Source organism: Mycobacterium riyadhense, from assembly GCF_963853645.1.
Taxonomy (GTDB): domain Bacteria; phylum Actinomycetota; class Actinomycetes; order Mycobacteriales; family Mycobacteriaceae; genus Mycobacterium; species Mycobacterium riyadhense.
Window position 1 is genome coordinate 4,821,186 of the sequence record NZ_OY970456.1, and the last position, 16,445, is coordinate 4,837,630.

General features: G+C 66.7%; 14 protein-coding genes. 6 read left to right on the forward strand and 8 right to left on the reverse strand.

The window, feature by feature from the left end; genetic code table 11:
* Window positions 1-3 precede the first annotated feature (3 nt).
* The 4 genes from AADZ78_RS21280 to AADZ78_RS21295 all read left to right on the forward strand — a co-directional run bounded on the left by AADZ78_RS21280 (window position 4) and on the right by AADZ78_RS21295 (window position 5,630).
* Window positions 4-1,041 (forward strand): enoyl-CoA hydratase/isomerase family protein, encoded by a 1,038-nt coding sequence (locus AADZ78_RS21280; protein ID WP_085253410.1) that lies wholly within the window; start codon window positions 4-6, stop codon window positions 1,039-1,041.
* A gap of 12 nt (window positions 1,042-1,053) precedes the next feature.
* Entirely contained in the window at window positions 1,054-1,827 is a 774-nt protein-coding gene (locus AADZ78_RS21285; RefSeq protein ID WP_085253409.1) for an enoyl-CoA hydratase, read from the forward strand.
* Window positions 1,824-3,578, forward strand: coding sequence for an alpha/beta hydrolase (locus tag AADZ78_RS21290; RefSeq protein ID WP_085253408.1), 1,755 nt, complete (start codon window positions 1,824-1,826; stop codon window positions 3,576-3,578). The genes AADZ78_RS21285 and AADZ78_RS21290 overlap by 4 nt, the downstream gene beginning before the upstream one ends.
* 180 nt (window positions 3,579-3,758) lie before the next feature.
* A complete protein-coding gene (locus tag AADZ78_RS21295) occupies window positions 3,759-5,630 on the forward strand; it encodes a PE family protein (protein WP_085253407.1) in 1,872 nt (623 codons plus the stop codon).
* Between the two features lie 28 nt (window positions 5,631-5,658).
* On the opposite strand, the gene AADZ78_RS21300 is transcribed toward AADZ78_RS21295, so the two are convergent.
* Complete coding sequence (locus AADZ78_RS21300) at window positions 5,659-6,042, reverse strand: rhodanese-like domain-containing protein (protein ID WP_085253406.1); 384 nt, start codon at window positions 6,040-6,042, stop codon at window positions 5,659-5,661.
* Window positions 6,039-6,593, reverse strand: a complete 555-nt coding sequence (locus tag AADZ78_RS21305) for a cysteine dioxygenase (protein WP_085253405.1) — start codon at window positions 6,591-6,593, stop codon at window positions 6,039-6,041. The genes AADZ78_RS21300 and AADZ78_RS21305 overlap by 4 nt, the downstream gene beginning before the upstream one ends.
* Before the next feature lie 115 nt (window positions 6,594-6,708).
* On the opposite strand from AADZ78_RS21305, the gene AADZ78_RS21310 reads away from it, so the two are divergent.
* Window positions 6,709-7,143, forward strand: coding sequence for a lipoprotein LpqV (locus tag AADZ78_RS21310; RefSeq protein WP_372510629.1), 435 nt, complete (start codon window positions 6,709-6,711; stop codon window positions 7,141-7,143).
* Window positions 7,144-7,223: 80 nt separating this feature from the next.
* Window positions 7,224-8,297: a patatin-like phospholipase family protein gene (locus AADZ78_RS21315; RefSeq protein WP_085253403.1), complete on the forward strand. Its 1,074-nt coding sequence runs from the start codon at window positions 7,224-7,226 to the stop codon at window positions 8,295-8,297.
* Here the strand turns inward: AADZ78_RS21315 and AADZ78_RS21320 are convergent.
* The 6 genes from AADZ78_RS21320 to AADZ78_RS21345 all read right to left on the reverse strand — a co-directional run bounded on the left by AADZ78_RS21320 (window position 8,294) and on the right by AADZ78_RS21345 (window position 16,302).
* A complete protein-coding gene (locus AADZ78_RS21320) occupies window positions 8,294-9,172 on the reverse strand; it encodes a patatin-like phospholipase family protein (protein ID WP_139829090.1) in 879 nt (292 codons plus the stop codon). The genes AADZ78_RS21315 and AADZ78_RS21320 overlap by 4 nt on opposite strands.
* 25 nt (window positions 9,173-9,197) lie before the next feature.
* Window positions 9,198-10,079 carry a class II glutamine amidotransferase gene (locus AADZ78_RS21325; protein ID WP_085253401.1) on the reverse strand — a complete coding sequence of 294 codons (882 nt, stop codon included), beginning with the start codon at window positions 10,077-10,079 and terminating at the stop codon, window positions 9,198-9,200.
* Window positions 10,080-10,104: 25 nt separating this feature from the next.
* Window positions 10,105-11,796 (reverse strand): helix-turn-helix domain-containing protein, encoded by a 1,692-nt coding sequence (locus AADZ78_RS21330; RefSeq protein ID WP_085253400.1) that lies wholly within the window; start codon window positions 11,794-11,796, stop codon window positions 10,105-10,107.
* Window positions 11,797-12,199: 403 nt separating this feature from the next.
* Window positions 12,200-13,258, reverse strand: coding sequence for a dihydrodipicolinate reductase (locus AADZ78_RS21335; RefSeq protein ID WP_085253399.1), 1,059 nt, complete (start codon window positions 13,256-13,258; stop codon window positions 12,200-12,202).
* Window positions 13,259-13,348: 90 nt separating this feature from the next.
* On the reverse strand, window positions 13,349-14,980 hold the full coding sequence (locus AADZ78_RS21340; RefSeq protein WP_085253426.1) for a long-chain fatty acid--CoA ligase: 1,632 nt from the start codon (window positions 14,978-14,980) through the stop codon (window positions 13,349-13,351).
* Window positions 14,981-15,108: 128 nt separating this feature from the next.
* Window positions 15,109-16,302, reverse strand: coding sequence for a YncE family protein (locus tag AADZ78_RS21345; RefSeq protein ID WP_085253398.1), 1,194 nt, complete (start codon window positions 16,300-16,302; stop codon window positions 15,109-15,111).
* Between the last annotated feature and the right edge of the window lie 143 nt (window positions 16,303-16,445).

The window sequence follows — 16,445 nt, forward strand, 5'->3', positions numbered from 1 at the left end:
GCCGTGACCGGGGAATCCGACGAAGTCCTTACCCGCGTCGACGGTGGTATCGGCTTTGTGATCCTCAATCGCCCCAAGGCGATCAACTCGCTGAACCAAACGATGGTGGACACGCTGAGCACCGTGCTGTTGCGGTGGGAACGCGACGACGCGGTGCGAGCGGTGGTTCTTTCCGGAGCCGGTGAACGCGGATTGTGCGCCGGCGGCGATGTGGTGGCCGTTTACCACAGTGCCCGCAAGGACGGGGTCGACGCGCGACGGTTCTGGCGCAACGAGTATCTGCTCAACGGCCAAATCGGCCGGTTCACCAAGCCCTATGTGGCGTTGATGGACGGCATCGTGATGGGCGGCGGCGTCGGCGTCAGTGCACACGCCAACACCCGCGTGGTGACCGACACCTCCAAGGTGGCGATGCCCGAAGTTGGCATTGGCTTCGTCCCCGATGTCGGTGGGGTTTACCTGCTGTCCCGGGCACCCGGCAAGCTGGGACTGCACGCGGCGCTTACCGGAGCGCCGTTTTCCGGCGCCGACGCCATTGCACTAGGATTCGCCGATCACTATGTGCGGCACCGCGATCTCGACGCGTTCACCGCGGCGATCGCCGCCGACGGTGTCCAGAGCGCTGTGGCGCACCACGCTATCGAACCGCCGCCGAGTGAGCTTGCCGCACAACGGACTTGGATCGACGAATGCTATTCGGGTGACACCGTTGTCGACATCGTTGCCAGGCTGGCGGAACACGCGGCACCCGAAGCCAACGATGCGGCCAAGCTGATCGCCACCCGCTCCCCCATCTCGTTGTCGGTGACGTTCGAGGCGGTGCGTCGCGCAGCCGAACTCCAGACGCTGGAAGATGTTCTGATCCAGGACTATCGGGTGTCGTCGGCGTCGCTGCGCTCACACGACCTGGTCGAAGGCATTCGCGCGCAACTGATCGACAAAGACCGCAATCCGAAATGGTCGCCGGCAACACTGGCCGAGGTCACCACGGCCGAGGTCGCCGCGTATTTCGCGCCGGTCGACGACGACCTGAGTTTCTAGGAAGGTTAAGCCATGGCGTACGAAACCATTCTGGTCGAGCGCGATCACCGGGTCGGCATCATCACACTGAACCGGCCCAGGGCGCTGAACGCGCTCAATAGCCAGGTGATGAACGAAGTCACCAGCGCCGCAACCGAACTGGACGACGATCCGGGTATCGGCGCGATCATCATCACCGGTTCGGCCAAGGCGTTCGCCGCTGGCGCCGACATCAAGGAAATGGCAGATCTTACGTTCGCCGACGCGTTCGGCGCCGACTTCTTCGCCACCTGGGAAAAGCTCGCGGCCGTCCGCACGCCGACGATCGCGGCGGTTGCCGGGCACGCGCTCGGCGGAGGCTGCGAGCTGGCAATGATGTGCGACCTGTTGATCGCCGCGGACACAGCAAGATTCGGCCAGCCCGAGATCAAACTGGGCGTGATGCCCGGCATGGGCGGCTCGCAGCGGCTGACGCGAGCCATCGGCAAGGCGAAGGCAATGGACCTCATTCTGACCGGACGCACCATCGACGCCGTCGAGGCCGAGCGCAGCGGCCTGGTCTCGCGAGTGGTGCCGGCCGACGAGTTGATCAGCGAGGCAATGGCGGTCGCCACCACGATTTCGCAGATGTCGCTGTCGGCGACCCGAATGGCCAAGGAGGCCGTCAACCGGGCTTACGAATCCACCTTGTCCGAAGGGCTGCTCTACGAGCGCCGGCTGTTCCATTCGACATTCGCTACCGACGACCAATCCGAAGGGATGGCCGCATTCATCGAGAAGCGCCCTCCCAATTTCAGCCACCGATGACCGAGCCGGGCGCCGCGACGTCGACCGAAGTCGGCGATGAACCAGTAGCCGAAGTCGCGGAATCCGCTGCACCGCAACCGGTCCGCAGCGCATGGTGGGTGCGCCACTACACATTCACCGGAACCATGGTTGGCCTCATCTTCTTGTGGCTTTCCATGACACCCTCGCTGCTGCCACGCGGTCCGCTGTACCAGGGCATCGTCAGCGGTATCTCCGGCGCCATCGGCTACGGCCTGGGTGTCTTCGCCGTATGGCTGGTCCGTTACATGCGCACGCAGGATTCCAGCCCGGCGCCGCCGCGCTGGGCGTGGATACCGCTGGTCGTCGTCGGCGCGGTCGGCATGGTCGTCATGGCGATCTGGTTCCACATCTGGCAAGACGACGTGCGCGATTTGATGGGCGTCGAGCACTTGGATTGGTTCGACTATCCACTGGCCGCGGCGGTGTCGCTGATCGTGCTGTTCATGTTGGTCGAAATCGGTCAGTTCATCCGATGGCTGTTCGGTTTCCTCGTCGCACAGGTCGACCGGATCGCGCCGTTCCGCGTCTCGGCGGTCATCGTGGTGGCGCTAATGGTGGCGCTCGCGATTACCCTGCTCAACAGTGTCGTGCTCAAATCCGCGATGCGTTCCATGAATGGCACGTTCGCCGCGGTCAACAACGAGATGGATCCCAATTCCGCGCCGCCGAAATCTCCACTGCGATCGGGTGGCCCGCTGTCGCTGGTGTCGTGGGAGTCGCTGGGCCATCAGGGCCGCATCTTCGTCGAGGGCGGCCCCAGCGTGCGCCAACTCAGCGCGTTCAACGCGGCCCCCGCCGTCGAGCCGATCCGGGCTTATGCCGGGTTGAACTCCGCGGACGGCATCATCGCGACCGCCGAGCTGGCGGCGCGCGAGCTGCAACGCGCCGGCGGGTTGAGCCGCGCGGTGGTCGCGGTCGCGACCACCACCGGCACCGGCTGGATTAACGAAGCGGACGCCTCGGCGCTGGAGTACATGTACAACGGCAACACCGCGATCGTGAGCATGCAGTATTCCTTTTTGCCGAGCTGGCTGTCGTTCCTGGTGGACAAGGAAAATGCCCGCCACGCTGGTCAGGCGCTCTTCGAGGCGGTCGACAAACTGATCCGGCAGATGCCGGAACTCAAGCGTCCCAAGCTCGTTGTGTTCGGCGAGAGCCTGGGCTCGTTCGGCGGCGAGGCGCCGTTCATGAACCTCAACAATGTCCTGGCCCGCACCGACGGGGCATTGTTCAGCGGACCGACGTTCAACAACACCATCTGGACCGACTTGACCGAGACCCGCGATGCCGGTTCACCGCAGTGGTTGCCCATCTACGACGACGGCCACAACGTCCGATTCGTTGCCCGTCCAGACGATTTGCAGCGCCCGAACGCACCTTGGGGCAGACCGCGAGTGGTGTATTTGCAGCACGCCTCCGACCCGATCGCCTGGTGGACACCCGACCTGCTGTTCAGCAGGCCGGACTGGCTGCGCGAAAGACGCGGCTACGACGTGCTGCCCCAGACGCGCTGGATCCCGGTCGTGACATTCCTGCAGGTCTCTGCGGATATGGCCGTGGCCACGCATGTGCCCGACGGGCATGGCCACCGCTACGTCGCCAACGTCGCCGACGGCTGGGCCGCGGTGCTATCGCCACCCGGCTGGACACCGGAGAAGACGGGCAGGCTGCGCGCGCTGCTGCATTCCGGCGCGAAGCCAATGGGCTCACCCGGCGATGGATCCGGCTGACTGAGTGCGCTCCGCCAGCACCCCAGCACGGGCCGGCGCGTGGTAACCCGCCTACAACATGTGCGAGTAGCCACTTATTTGCGCCCAGTTGGTCGGGAATCCGCCCAAACGCGTCCGTGATCCGGTGTGTGCTCGTTAGCATCACCTCTACCTCTAGTACCGCTGGTTGAGAGGCGTGCCATGTCGTTGGTGTTGGTGTCGCCATCGCAATTGATGGCCGCGGCGGCCGATGTGGCCGGCATCGGCTCGGCCATCGGTGCGGCCAATGCTGCCGCGCTGGCCCCGACATCGGCGCTGGCCGCCGCCGGCGCCGATGAGGTGTCAACCGCGATCGCGGCGCTGTTTTCCGCCCATGCCGGCCAGTATCAACAGCTCGGTGCGCGGGCGGCGCTGTTTCATGAGCATTTCGTGCGGGCGTTGACCGGCGCTGCAGGGGCGTACGCCGGTGCCGAGGCGACCAACGTCGAGCAGCAGCTGCTGGGTCTGATCAATGCGCCCACCCAGGCGTTGTTGGGGCGTCCGCTGATCGGCAACGGCGCCGATGGGACCGCGGCCAGTCCCAATGGTGGGGCCGGTGGGTTGTTGTACGGCAACGGCGGTAACGGCTTTTCGCAAACCAGCGCCGGGCTGGCCGGGGGTGTCGGTGGGTCGGCCGGGCTGATCGGCAACGGCGGCAACGGCGGAGCGGGCGGCGCCGGCGCCGGCGGCGGCGCCGGCGGCACCGGCGGGTGGCTCTACGGCACCGGCGGCAACGGCGGCAACGGCGGGGCCGGGGCCCCCGGCGCGCCAACGATAGCCGGTGGCGCCGGTGGCAGCGGCGGCGCCGGCGGGGCCGCCGGGCTGTTTGGCAACGGCGGCGCCGGCGGCGCCGGCGGCGACGGCGGACAAGGCGGCAACGGCAGCGGAAGCGGCGCCAACGGCGCAACAGGCGGCGCCGCCGGTGCCGGCGGCGCCGGCGGGGACGCCGGCCGGATCTTCGGCCAAGGCGGCCTCGGCGGCGCCGGCGGAACCGGCGGCCACGGCGGAATGGGCACTGACGGCGCCACCGTCGGTAACAGCGGCGGCCCCGGTGGCGCCGGTGGTACCGGCGGCGTCGGTGGGAGCGGCGGCAACGGCGGACAAGGCGGCGGGCTGTTCGGCCCGGGTGGCAACGCCGGTAGTGGCGGAGACGGCGGCAACGCCGGCAACGCTGGCAACGGTGCGAACGGCAGCAGCTCCGCCGGTGCCGGCAGGACCGGAGGAACGGGCGGTAATGCCGGCGGCGGCGGCCAGGGCGGCGGCGGCGGTTGGCTGATCGGCAACGGCGGCGCCGGCGGGACCGGCGGCGCCGGTGGCAGCGGCGGGGCCGGCGGCGCCGCTGGCAACGTGACAGACCTCGGAGCGAGCGCCGCTAACGGCGGCGTCGGTGGCGACGGCGGCAACGCCGGCGGGGGTGGCAACGGCGGACGCGGCGCATGGTTGTTCGGTAACGGTGGGGCCGGCGGCGCCGGCGGCACCGGCGGCGGTAGCAGCACCGGCGGTAACGGCGGTGACATCGACAAAGCCGGCATCGTCGGCACTCCTGGAGGGAACGGCGGGGCTGGCGGGGCAAGCGGCAAAGCCGGAGCCGGCGGGAGTGGCGGGGACGCCGGTAGGTTGTTTGGCGACGGCGGCATCGGCGGTGTCGGCGGCGATAGCAGCACCGGCGGTAACGGCGGCACCGGCGGCACCAGCGGCGACGGCCCCGACGGGCTTGGCGGCACCGGCGGCGATGGTCGCGCGGGAGGTGCCGGCGGCAACGGCGGCGACGGCGGGCTGCTCGGCGGTGGCGGCAACGGCGGTCAAGGCGGTCGCGGCGGCAACGGCGGCCAAAGCGGCGGCGCTTCGGCCGTCAACGGTGACGGCGGTGACGGCGGCGACGGCGGTGACGGCGGCAACGCGCTGACCGGTAACGTCGGCACCGGCGGCACCGGCGGCGGCGGCGGCACCGGCGACAGCGATGGGCTCGACGGGTCCCGTGGCGTCGACGGAATTCGCGGATGGCCTTTCGGCAACTCCGGCACGACCGTTTAAGAGCCGGCCGGGCACTTGCCCCTCGCGCTTACCCGCTCAGCTCGGCCAGCACCCCGGCGGCGGCCAGCGCGTGGTAACCGCCGACGACATCAGTGGCGCGATGTAGGCCGAGGTCCAGCAGCGCCGCAGCCGCCAGGCTAGACGTATAGCCCTCCGAACACAGGATCACCCACTCGACGTCGTCGTCAACTGCCTGCGGCAGCCGGGCGTCACTGGTCGGATCGCAACGCCACTCCAAGACATTTCGTTCGATCACCAACGCCCCCGGTACCTCGCCCTCATGGGCCCGCTGCGCCTGCGGCCGGATGTCGACCAACACCGCCCCGCGCCGCAGCGCCCCAGGCACCTGCTCGGCGGGAAGGCGCCGATAGCGGCTGCGGACGGCGTCCAGCACCCGGTCGATCCGGCTCACAAAGCCCCTTCCGGTTGGTCGGTCAATTCGGTGCGCCTGCGGCGCAGCGTGTTGCGGTCGGTGACCTCGTAATACGACATCGCGCTCAGCGGCGGCGAATAGGCATGCACGCTCAGGGTCGGTTCTGCGGGTCCGGCGAGCACGGCGGGCCGCGGCGCCCACACCACGTCGTGCACCCAGCCCAGCGGGAACCCGGCCTGATCGCCGGCATCAAGCCGACGGCGCCGCAACCGCCGACCGTCCCAACGGAATTCGTTCAGTGAGCCGCTCAGCACAGTCAGCGCTCCAAGCGACCCGCCGTGGTCGTGCAACTCCGTCGCGTGACCGGGGACCCAACTGATCAGCCAGATGTCCAGTTCGTCGTCGCCGTAGATACGGGTGAACCAACGCTCGGTCTCCGAAAACCCGCCCTCGGGCAGTAGGTGGTCGCAACGTCCGCTGAGCACATCGTCGGCGGCTCGGTCGGTGGCGTGCAGCAGATCGGGCACCCGCAACCGCGTGGGTCCCGAAGCTGGGGCTGCGATGGTTGGCGTGACAAGCGGCATGACCATGGACGAACTCCAAGGAGTGGAACGGATAGGGCAAGCGGGGGCGTGTCAGGCCCGACAACACTCGCAAATTCCGTAGCGCTCCATCACGCCAGACAGTGTTGCATAGATTGGGACCGTGCACCGCAGCCGTCATCTTCCCCGGCAGTGGGGGATGGTCATGGCGGCGGCATGTGTGTCGACCCTCGCGGGGTGCTGGCATAGCGACGTCAGCGGCAAGGCCACCGCTACGTCGGCGCGGTCATCAAACGTTTCCAGTTTGCTGCCGCCGGGCGCCATCGGCGTCTCCCCCGCCGGCGTGACGACCAGGGTTGACGTGCCCGCGGACTCGATCGAGGAGGAGTATTTCCAGGCCTGCCACGCCGCCAGAGTGTGGATGGCTGCCCAATCCAGTACGAGGGAATCGCTCATCGAGCGGTATTTGGCGATGGTTCAGGCATCGCCGTCTGGAGTTGCGGGTAGCTGGCATATCCGCTGGGCAGACCTGACGCCGCCAAGACAGTCGGCGGTGATTGTCGCCGCCGTCGCAGCCGCCAACAACGAATGCGGATAGCAATCTGCAATTGAGATCAGGGGTGCACAAAATTGACGGCCGGCTCCGCGGCAGGGCGCCTCGCCGCGCAGAATGAAGGGATGTCCGGACCAGTAGCACTGCGCCCAGGGCGACAATCTGGGACCCGCGTCGCGTTGGCGCTTGGCAGCGGCGGAGCGCGCGGCTACGCCCACATCGGGGTGATCCAGGCGCTGCAAGAGCATGGCTACGAAATCGTGGGGATCTCGGGTTCGTCGATGGGCGCGGTTGTCGGCGGGGTGCAAGCGGCCGGCCGACTGGGCGAGCTCGCCGACTGGGCGAAGTCCCTGACACAGCGCAACATTCTGCGACTGCTGGACCCATCGATTACCGCGGCGGGGGTGTTGCGGGCGGAGAAGATCCTGGACGCGGTGCGCGACATTCTGGGCCCGGTCAACATCGAGCAACTGCCCATCCCATTTACGGCGGTGGCGACGGACCTGCTCGCGGGCAAATCGGTGTGGTTTCAACGCGGACCACTCGACGAGGCCATCCGGGCGTCCATTGCGATACCCGGGGTGATTGCGCCGCACGAAATCCATGGACGGCTGCTCGCCGACGGGGGCATCCTGGACCCGTTGCCGATGGCACCGATCGCCGGGGTCAACGCCGACCTGACCATCGCGGTGAGCCTCAACGGCAGTGAGGCCGTCGGCGGTCGCGAAACGGGTGCCACGGCCGAGTGGTGGAACCGCATGGTGCGCAGCACCTCGGCGCTGTTCGACGCCAGCGCCGCCCGGTCGCTGCTCGAACGGCCGGCGGCTCGGGCGGTGTTGAGTCGCTTCGGCGCGGCGACCCCGGAATCGGATTCCTGGTCGGAAGGCGCAGAGATCGAGCAGCGCCCGGCCGTCCCGGATGAGCCTGCTGACACACCGGCCGCGCCAGGAATCCCCAAGATGGGCAGCTTCGAGGTGATGAATCGCACGATCGACATCGCCCAATCCGCGCTCGCGCGCCATACCCTGGCGGCCTACCCGGCCGACCTGCTGATCGAGGTACCGCGCGCGACCTGCCGAAGCCTGGAATTTCACCGAGCCGTAGAGGTGATCGCCATCGGTCGCGAGCTCGCTACGCGCGCGTTGGATGAATTCGAAATCGAAGCTACTACCGATGCCCCGCCTGCCATCGAGAGCTAATACAAATGCACGCCGAGGAAGCGGGCGACAGCCGCCGCTTCCCGGCGGCCCTGCTGACGTCCGACCCGCGCCGAGCTGGCACGGCAGCGCGGATCCAGCGGGTTGGGACCAAAAGCGGCCACTGAGTCGTCGTCGGCGAACACGGCCAGCGTCGCGCCGGCGAACGCCGCGATCTCGGCGGCCGCCCCCGCGCCGAACGGCGACGGAGCGTTCGCGCCAGCGGGGACCAAGACGACGGCCATGTCGCAATCGTCGGCCGCGGCAAGGTTAACCGAGCTGGCCACCCCGCCGTCCATATAGCGCCGATCTGCGATGGTCACCGGCGGCCACGCGCCCGGCACGGCGCAACTGGCCGCGACCGCGTCGACCAGCTCGACACCCGAGCCTCGATCGAAAACAACAAGTGCACCGGTGGCAGTGTCGATCGCGGTGATCCGCAGAACTTGGGCCGGCCAGTCATGTGACGGCAGGCGCTGGGCGATCACCCGACGCCGAACGGACTCGGGGACGGTCCCGGTTGCCAGCGCGACCGCCCCGATTCGCTGCAATCGCCCCCGTGTCCGGTCAAACCCGGCCGGCCGGGGCTCGCGCAAGGCGTCAAGGAAGAGTTCGGTGATGGCATCGATATCCACACCGGGATCGATCTCGGCCGACGTCTCGGCGAGTTGCCGGTCGAACAGCTCGTCCAGCGTGCAATCGCTGCTGATCTGCGCCGCGACCGCAGCACCGGCCGATGTTCCCACCAGCACATCTGACTCAAGCAACAGCTGGGCCGCCGCGGGCGACTCGTCGGCGATACCGCGCAGAACACCTGTCTCCCAGGCAATTCCGGCCAGCCCTCCGCCGGCCAGCACCAGCGCGCGTCGGGTTGTCACGGCCACCCACTCTGCCAGCCCAGTATCAAGGCAATCGCCGGGTACCCGGCAGCGCGTGCTGCGCGCGTTCCACCGACACGCTGAGGTCCTCGCGTCGCAGCAGATGCCTGGGCGGGTCGGGCAGCACCACATTCCGGCTGACCTCAAGCGTGGCGCCGACATGGACCAACTCACCCGGGGCCACCAGACACCAGCGCGGGTCGTCATCCATCGGCTCGGTGGCAAACACCACCGACGATCGCACCCGCAGCCGCTCCGAGCGCGCCCGGATTCGCTTGGTAGTCAAGTCGAATTCGGGCGCGCCGTCGTGTCGCCGGTCCAGCAGGTAGAGCTCATGAGTCTCTGGGTAGCGCAGCGCCCACATTTCGGTGGCCGTGCTGAGCAATACGTTGACCGCGTAGATTGGCACATTCTCCGCGAGCCATTTGATGGCGTCGACCAAACCGGCCGATGCGTCGCCGTCACGGTCGCGAATCGCAGCACTAATTAAGGCGAACACCCGCTCGGAATCGGTCTGGCCCAAGACCAAATCGTCGGTGCCGACCTCACGCAACCGTTCATCGATCTCATCCAGCCCCTCAAGGACGCCGTTGTGCGCGAAGATTCGACCGTCCTGCAAAAACGGGTGGGTGTTGTGCACACCGAGCGACCCAGTCGTCGCATAGCGAACATGCGCGACGAATGTCGTACCGGTCAGCTGGTGCGCTTCGGTGGCGAACTCGGCGTCCTGCCAGGCCGCTATCGGTTCCTTGTACAACTGCGGGCGGCGGTGCTCGTCAAAGACACCCAGGCCCGTGCCGTCTGGGTTCCTTCGGCTTTGCTCGGCAAGGCTGTCCGGTGCATCCAGTAGCCAAAACGTCGCCTTGACTACGTCGGTCCCGGCATGCAGGCCAAAGAGTCGACACATGGCCCCGACGGTACCGAAACTCAGGTCAGCGGAATCTGGCCTCACGGTCGGCGGCCGCAGTGACCTCGGCCAGCAGGTTAAGCCTGATGGCGAGCCACAGGGTGAATTGGTTCTCCGGTTCGCGGATATCCAGGCCGATCGTTTGCGAGATCCGGTCCAGTTTGGTTAGCAGCGTGTTGCGATGGACGTTGAGTGCACGCGCGGCCTCAGTGACGTTGCCGCCGTGGGCCAGGTATCCGGTCAGCGTCTCCAGCAGGTTGGGACCCGACCGCAGCGGCTCGATAACCTCCCGAACCAGTTGCCGGCTGCTCTCGGTGTCGGCGATCTCGGTCAGCACCGTGAAGCTGCGCAGGTCCTGGTAGGAAATGGCGCAGCGGCGGCCCAACCGACGCGCGATGCCCAACGCGATGCGGGCCTGCCGGTAACTTTCGGACACCTTGCCGGCACCGTGCGACGGCTGGCCGTAGCCGACGGCCACCGCGGAGCGGCATCGCTGCTCGAGTTCGCGGTACATCGCCTGCGCGAAATCGGCCATCTCGCGCTCCTGCGCCGCCGCGTCACCATCGCCGAGGGTACGCACCACCACCACGACGTCGCCGATGACCGTCGCATCGGTTCGGGCTGCGGACTGCGAGGAGATATTGGCGGCATACCGGGCTAACCGGATCATGCCGCCCGCCGGGTTGCCCACCGGGTGCGGGAGCACGCCGTGGGCAACGAACACGCCAAACGGCGAGTCAATCTCGATCTCGTGATGATCGGCACGCGCCCGCAGTTCGTGCTCACTGGAGAAGCTGCCGTGCACCAGGGCTTGGATGAAGTCTCCGCGGGCGCGCTCCTTGGCCTCATCGACGCTGCGCTGGCGCAGCATCTCCGAGCCGATGACCGCCGTCGCCTGCTCGGTGACGATGCGGTGCCGGACCAGCTCTTGGGAGCCCACGCTCGGGTAAGGAACCAATACCACTACCCACCCCTGACACGCCTTGCCGAACTGGATGGCGCTGGCAATGCACGTCCACTCGCTGGCGCGCGGCCCGGCCACCGGATCCACGCGGATGTCATGCTCGCTCGAACGTCGTGCCGCGGGCACACCGGTTGCCAGCATGCGGCGCACCGAGTCGGACAACACGGTGACGGCGTCGGCGGCAAGGCCGCTGTGGGCGACCACGAGCCCGCGTGCGTTGAGCGCCATTGCGGGGTTCCGGGACAGGTTGGACACCTCACGGATGAGCATCTGCAGGCCCGCGCCGCGGTGGAACAGCCCGGCCAGCGCTGCGTACGCATGCGTCGAGTACCGCATCGCCTCCAATTCCTGGCTCAGGGTCCGGTCCGCGACCAGGCGGCTGAGCGCGGCAAAGCCCACCGGGAAGGGCATCTCGACTACCACCAGCCCACCGGGCAAGCCCGAGCGCGGAATATCGGCGGGAATCCGGCCGTCCACCACCAGCATGGTGGCTCCCCGGGCGGCTACCGCGGTCAGCGTGGCGCGGTCGGCGAGCAACGCTTCGGGGCGAGCGTACAACGCGACGGCGTCGAGTGAATCCGGCCGCAGGGGCACTTCCTTGAGCGGCAGCATCCAGGTCAACTCACGGTCGAGTTGGTCGGCACCAGCCAGCACCCGAGCACTCGACATTAGCGGTTCGTCCAGCAGCTGCTGAATCGTCAATCCCCCCGTGTCGATCGACGGCGCAACGCAATAGTTGATCGGAGCTGCCATGATCTGTCCTCCTGTCGACAAACACCGGGATCGACATTTCAGCTATTGCTATGTGATGCGCGGCAACCGCCAGACCCGCACCGACGTACAGGTCGTATCCCTGGTCAGGTCAGGTCGGCGAGGTTGCGCCCCCGCAGCGCTGCTAAGTTGTTGCCTCGGTCGATCGTTTCCCTGTTCTAGGGTCCGCATACCAAATAGTTACTGCCTGCAACTGTATGAATCGGAGCCTACGAGCGGGCTAGACGGCGTGGCAAGGGACGCACGAGACGATATTGCTGTGAATATCCTTAAAGCTGCGCAACGCGCAAAGGTGTATTCGTATTTATTGCACATTCCCAGCATTCGATTCCATCGAATCCGTCGGACAAGTCACTGTTGAAAGATAAGCAAAGATCACCCGCCGTCAGCGCCGCAGTCCCGGCGCGGCCCGCCCGGTGATGAGCGGCAGGTCGAAGAAGCTTTGAATGCCCGCCGGGGCGGCGCACGTGGCAGGGACCGCGTTAACGCAGTGTGCTGCGGTCGCAACGATCCCGGGGTTGTTCGTCAATCCGGCTTCCACGCTCTCCGGCTGCCATCCCTTTACGGTGACAAACGTGTCCGGGTGTCCGCGAATCTCGATCTCGTAGCGTTCGCCCGCAGGCCCGAACGACCAGGGTGGATCTAGATTTTCCTCCCCCATCAACCAGTTCACGGTGATCTCGACGACAACTGTGTCACCGACCAGCGCCTCCCAGTGGAAGCGGCGCCCAGCAACCTGTCCAGGCTCGATCACCCCGATCGGTGAGTCGATGGGCGCAGTCGCAACCGCCACCTCTTGCGATGGGCGGATCTCGGGTTCGGCGGCAAAGCCCAGCTGATCAACGCACAGCCGAACCGACTGAATGAAGCCGCCGTTGAGTAGTTTTTGCATTGGCCCCGTCAAGGCGCTGTCGGGCGTGCCACCGAAACCCATCACATAGCGCAAGACGTCCGGCGCACCGTATGTTCGCAGGTCTGAAAACTCCTCGGAGCGAACAAATGTCACGCCGGTAGACATCACCGACAACAGCAAGGGAAACAGCTCGGTCGCGGCACCGGGCCCAATGCCGGCGCCGTGCAGCGTCGCATTGCCCGCCTGCGCGGCGACCTCGAGGGGGGCGGCTTCTTTTTCGCCCGGGTAGAACCAGCCGAGCGGGGTGACGACGTTCTTGCCCGAGCGCAGTAGTGCCGCGACCTCGTCGGCGCTGGGCATCAATGGCGCGTAGATCACCGCGTCGGCATCCAGCCGGAGCACATCGTCGATGCTGTTGGTCGCGGTCACCCCCAGTGGGGCCGTATTGATGATGTCGCCGACGTCTTTGCCGGTCTTGACCTCGGAATGCACCCAACAGCCCACCAGTTCGAGTTCAGGATGCTCGAGCACGCCTTTGATCGCTGCCACGCCGACCGATCCCGTTGCCCATTGAACGACCCGCAGACTCATGCTCCCTTTCTACCCGCTACCCCCGCGAGCAGACGCAAAAGCCCCCATTTCCCAGGGAAATTGGGGGCTTTTGCGTCTGCTCGCGGAACCTCAGTCGTGCGCCTCGATGACGTCGTAGGCAGCCTCGGCATAGCGGGACCGGATTGCCTTCTTGTCGTACTTGCCCACGCTGGTGCGGGGGATTTCGTCGGCGAAGGCCCATCGTTCTGGCAACCACCACCGAGCAACTTTGTCCGCCAAGAACTTTCGCAGATCACCGGCACTGACAGCGGTGTCTTCCCTGACAACAACGACGGCCAGCGGCCGTTCCTGCCAGCGCTCATCGGGAACTCCGACGACGGCGGCCTCGAGGACGTCGGGGTGGGCGATCAGATTGTTTTCCAGCTCGACCGAAGAGATCCATTCGCCACCGGATTTGATGACGTCCTTCGAACGGTCGGTCAGGGTTATGAAGCCCTGGGCATCGATGCGGCCGACATCACCGGTGCGCAACCAACCCGAATCAAACTTGGATTGGTCATGCCCCCGGTAGTACGAGCCGGTGATCCACGGGCCGCGAACTTCCACCTCGCCCACGGCGTTGCCGTCGTTGGGCAGCACGTGACCCTCGTCGTCGACGATCCGGGTTTCCACACCGCATACCGGCTGGCCCTGGGTTCCGCGAAACGTCCAGTGCTGGTCCTGCGGGGTGCCCGGCGGCGGCCAGGCCATGGTGGCAAGTGGCGACGTCTCCGTCATGCCCCACAGCTGCCGGATCTGCACGTCGTGCTTGTCTTCGAAGGTACGCATCAGCGACACCGGGACCGCCGAGCCGCCGCAGGCGACCAGCCGCAACGAGGACATGTCGTGGCCGGGATCCTTCTCGAGATGGTGCAGCACGTCGTTCCAGATGGTTGGTACCGCACCGGCCAGCGTCGGCCGCAGGTTCTCGACCATGTGGATCAACGATGGGGCGTCCAGATGCCGGTCGGGTAGCACCAGGTCGGCGCCGGCCATCAATGCCGCATACGGCAGCCCCCACGCGTTGGCGTGAAACATCGGCACAATCGGCAACACCCGATCGCTGGACCCCACCCCGATGCCGTTTGTGGTGCACGCCGCCATCGTGTGCAAGTAACTCGAACGATGGCTGTAGACAACGCCTTTGGGGTTCCCGGTGGTACCACTGGTGTAGCACATCGCGGCGGCGGAATTCTCGTCGATGTCCGGCCAGTCAAAGTCGGGGGATTCGGCTGCGATCAATTCGGCATACCGCAACACCGTCTTGCCCGACTGCTGCAGCGGCGCCGTGTCCCCCTCCCCCACCGCGATCACCGTGTGCACGGTGTCCAGATCGGCTAGCACCGGCCCAAGAAGTTTGGCCAGCGACAGATCGACCAGGACAACCCGATCCTCGGCCTCGTTGGCAACGTAGGCGATCTGCTCGGGGAACAGGCGGATGTTGAGGGTATGCAATACCGCTCCCATTGCTGGCGCCGCGAGGTATACGGCTAGGTGCTCGGCGTTGTTCCACATGAAGGTGGCTACCCGCTGGTCGCCGGTAATTCCTAAGCGGCGCAACGCATTTGCCAATTGCGCGGCCTGTTGCCCCAATTCGCGGTAGCTGATGTGCCGGTAACCATTACCCGTCGCGGTGGTGACCGTGCGTGCTCCGTGTACACCGCAGCCGTGCCGCATGATTGCGGTGATGGTCAACGGATAGTCCTGCATCGTGCTGTCCATCGATGTACCGCCTTCAGGATCTCGGCGCAGCACCGCCTCGCCTCCGCTTCGGGCGAATGCTATCGCCGCGCGAAGTCACGAGAAACCCCGGGCCGACCCGGCCAGCACGCGACCGTTCGGGGCGCCGCTTAGGCCAGCGCCGGCTCGTATTGCAGCAGGTCAGGCAGGAACCAGTCGACAGACCTGTTGGGATCCAGGGCCCGCTGCTCGGTGTCGGACGCCCCAGACGTCACAGCGGCCTCGACCGGCGCCACGGTGACGATGCCCGAATAGCCGGCGATGTAAAGGTGCTTCCCATCCGGGCTTTCCGCCACGCACGAGGGCTGGTTGGTCCTCAGGGTCCCGAGCACATCCTGCGTCCTCGTGCACAGCACCGTGACGCGGTCCTCGCTGACCAAATAGGCCCGCTCGCCGTTGCCGCTGACGGTCAACCGGGTGACCAGGCCACCGATGTCGCCGATCTTGCGCGTGCCGCTGATCTTGCTGGTGCGAGTGTCGACGACGTCGACCACCGCACCGAAGTCGGCACCGCAGCTGGCCACGTAGGCCACCGCGCCGTCGGGGCTGAGCGCGACGTCGCGGACCGACGAGCCGATTTCAATGGTGTCCACGACGCGCGGACCCGTCGGCGCCTGCTTGCCCCGTGACTTGGTGGTCTTCTTGCGCCAGCGCGAGCGGCCACCGCTGCCGGCATCCGGGGACTGCGCGCCGGTTGCGATCACGACGAGTTGGCCGCCGGCGGGCCCGTTGGTGCCGACGTAGAGGCGGGTTCCGTCGGAGCTGATGCGCACACACTCCGTGGTGGTGCCCGGCGTGGTCGCGATGTCGATGACCGCGACCTGGTCCGTCGTGGTGTCCAGTATCGCCACGTCAGCCCCGCGAGCACCGTTTCGGGCCGCGTAGACGTATTTTCCATCCCGGCTGACCGTCAGGTCGCTGACACTGAGCGCAAGCGGATGCGTGGCGACAACCGCCCGGGTGGCCATGTCGATGACCGCGATCGAGTCATACGCCGTTGACACGGTGCTGACATACGCACGGTTGCCATCCGCACCGCCGGCGGCGATTGCGAAAGGTTCGTCGATTCCGTCGATGGTCTCAGTGACCCGGCAGGTCTCGGTGTTGACGATCGAAACGCTGTTGTCGCTGTAGTTGGTCACCAACAGTCGGGCGCCGTCGGCACTGATGTCGATGCCGCTGATCGGGCCGTTTTTCACGGCAACTTCGATGATGACCAGACCACCGGCCGCGGCCTCGAAGTCGAAGACCTGGGCTCCCTCGCCATGCCGATCATCCCGGTCGGCCTTCTTGATTCCGCTCATCCTGGCACCGCCTTCGCTGTTTTCGTCGAACCTGCACGCGGGCGACAACGCTCGCCATAACCTCGCGACAACACTGTGCGACACTGCCCGCCCCGGAATTAACCGGATTGGTGCACTAAAAACCCACCATGAGGACTTCTTTG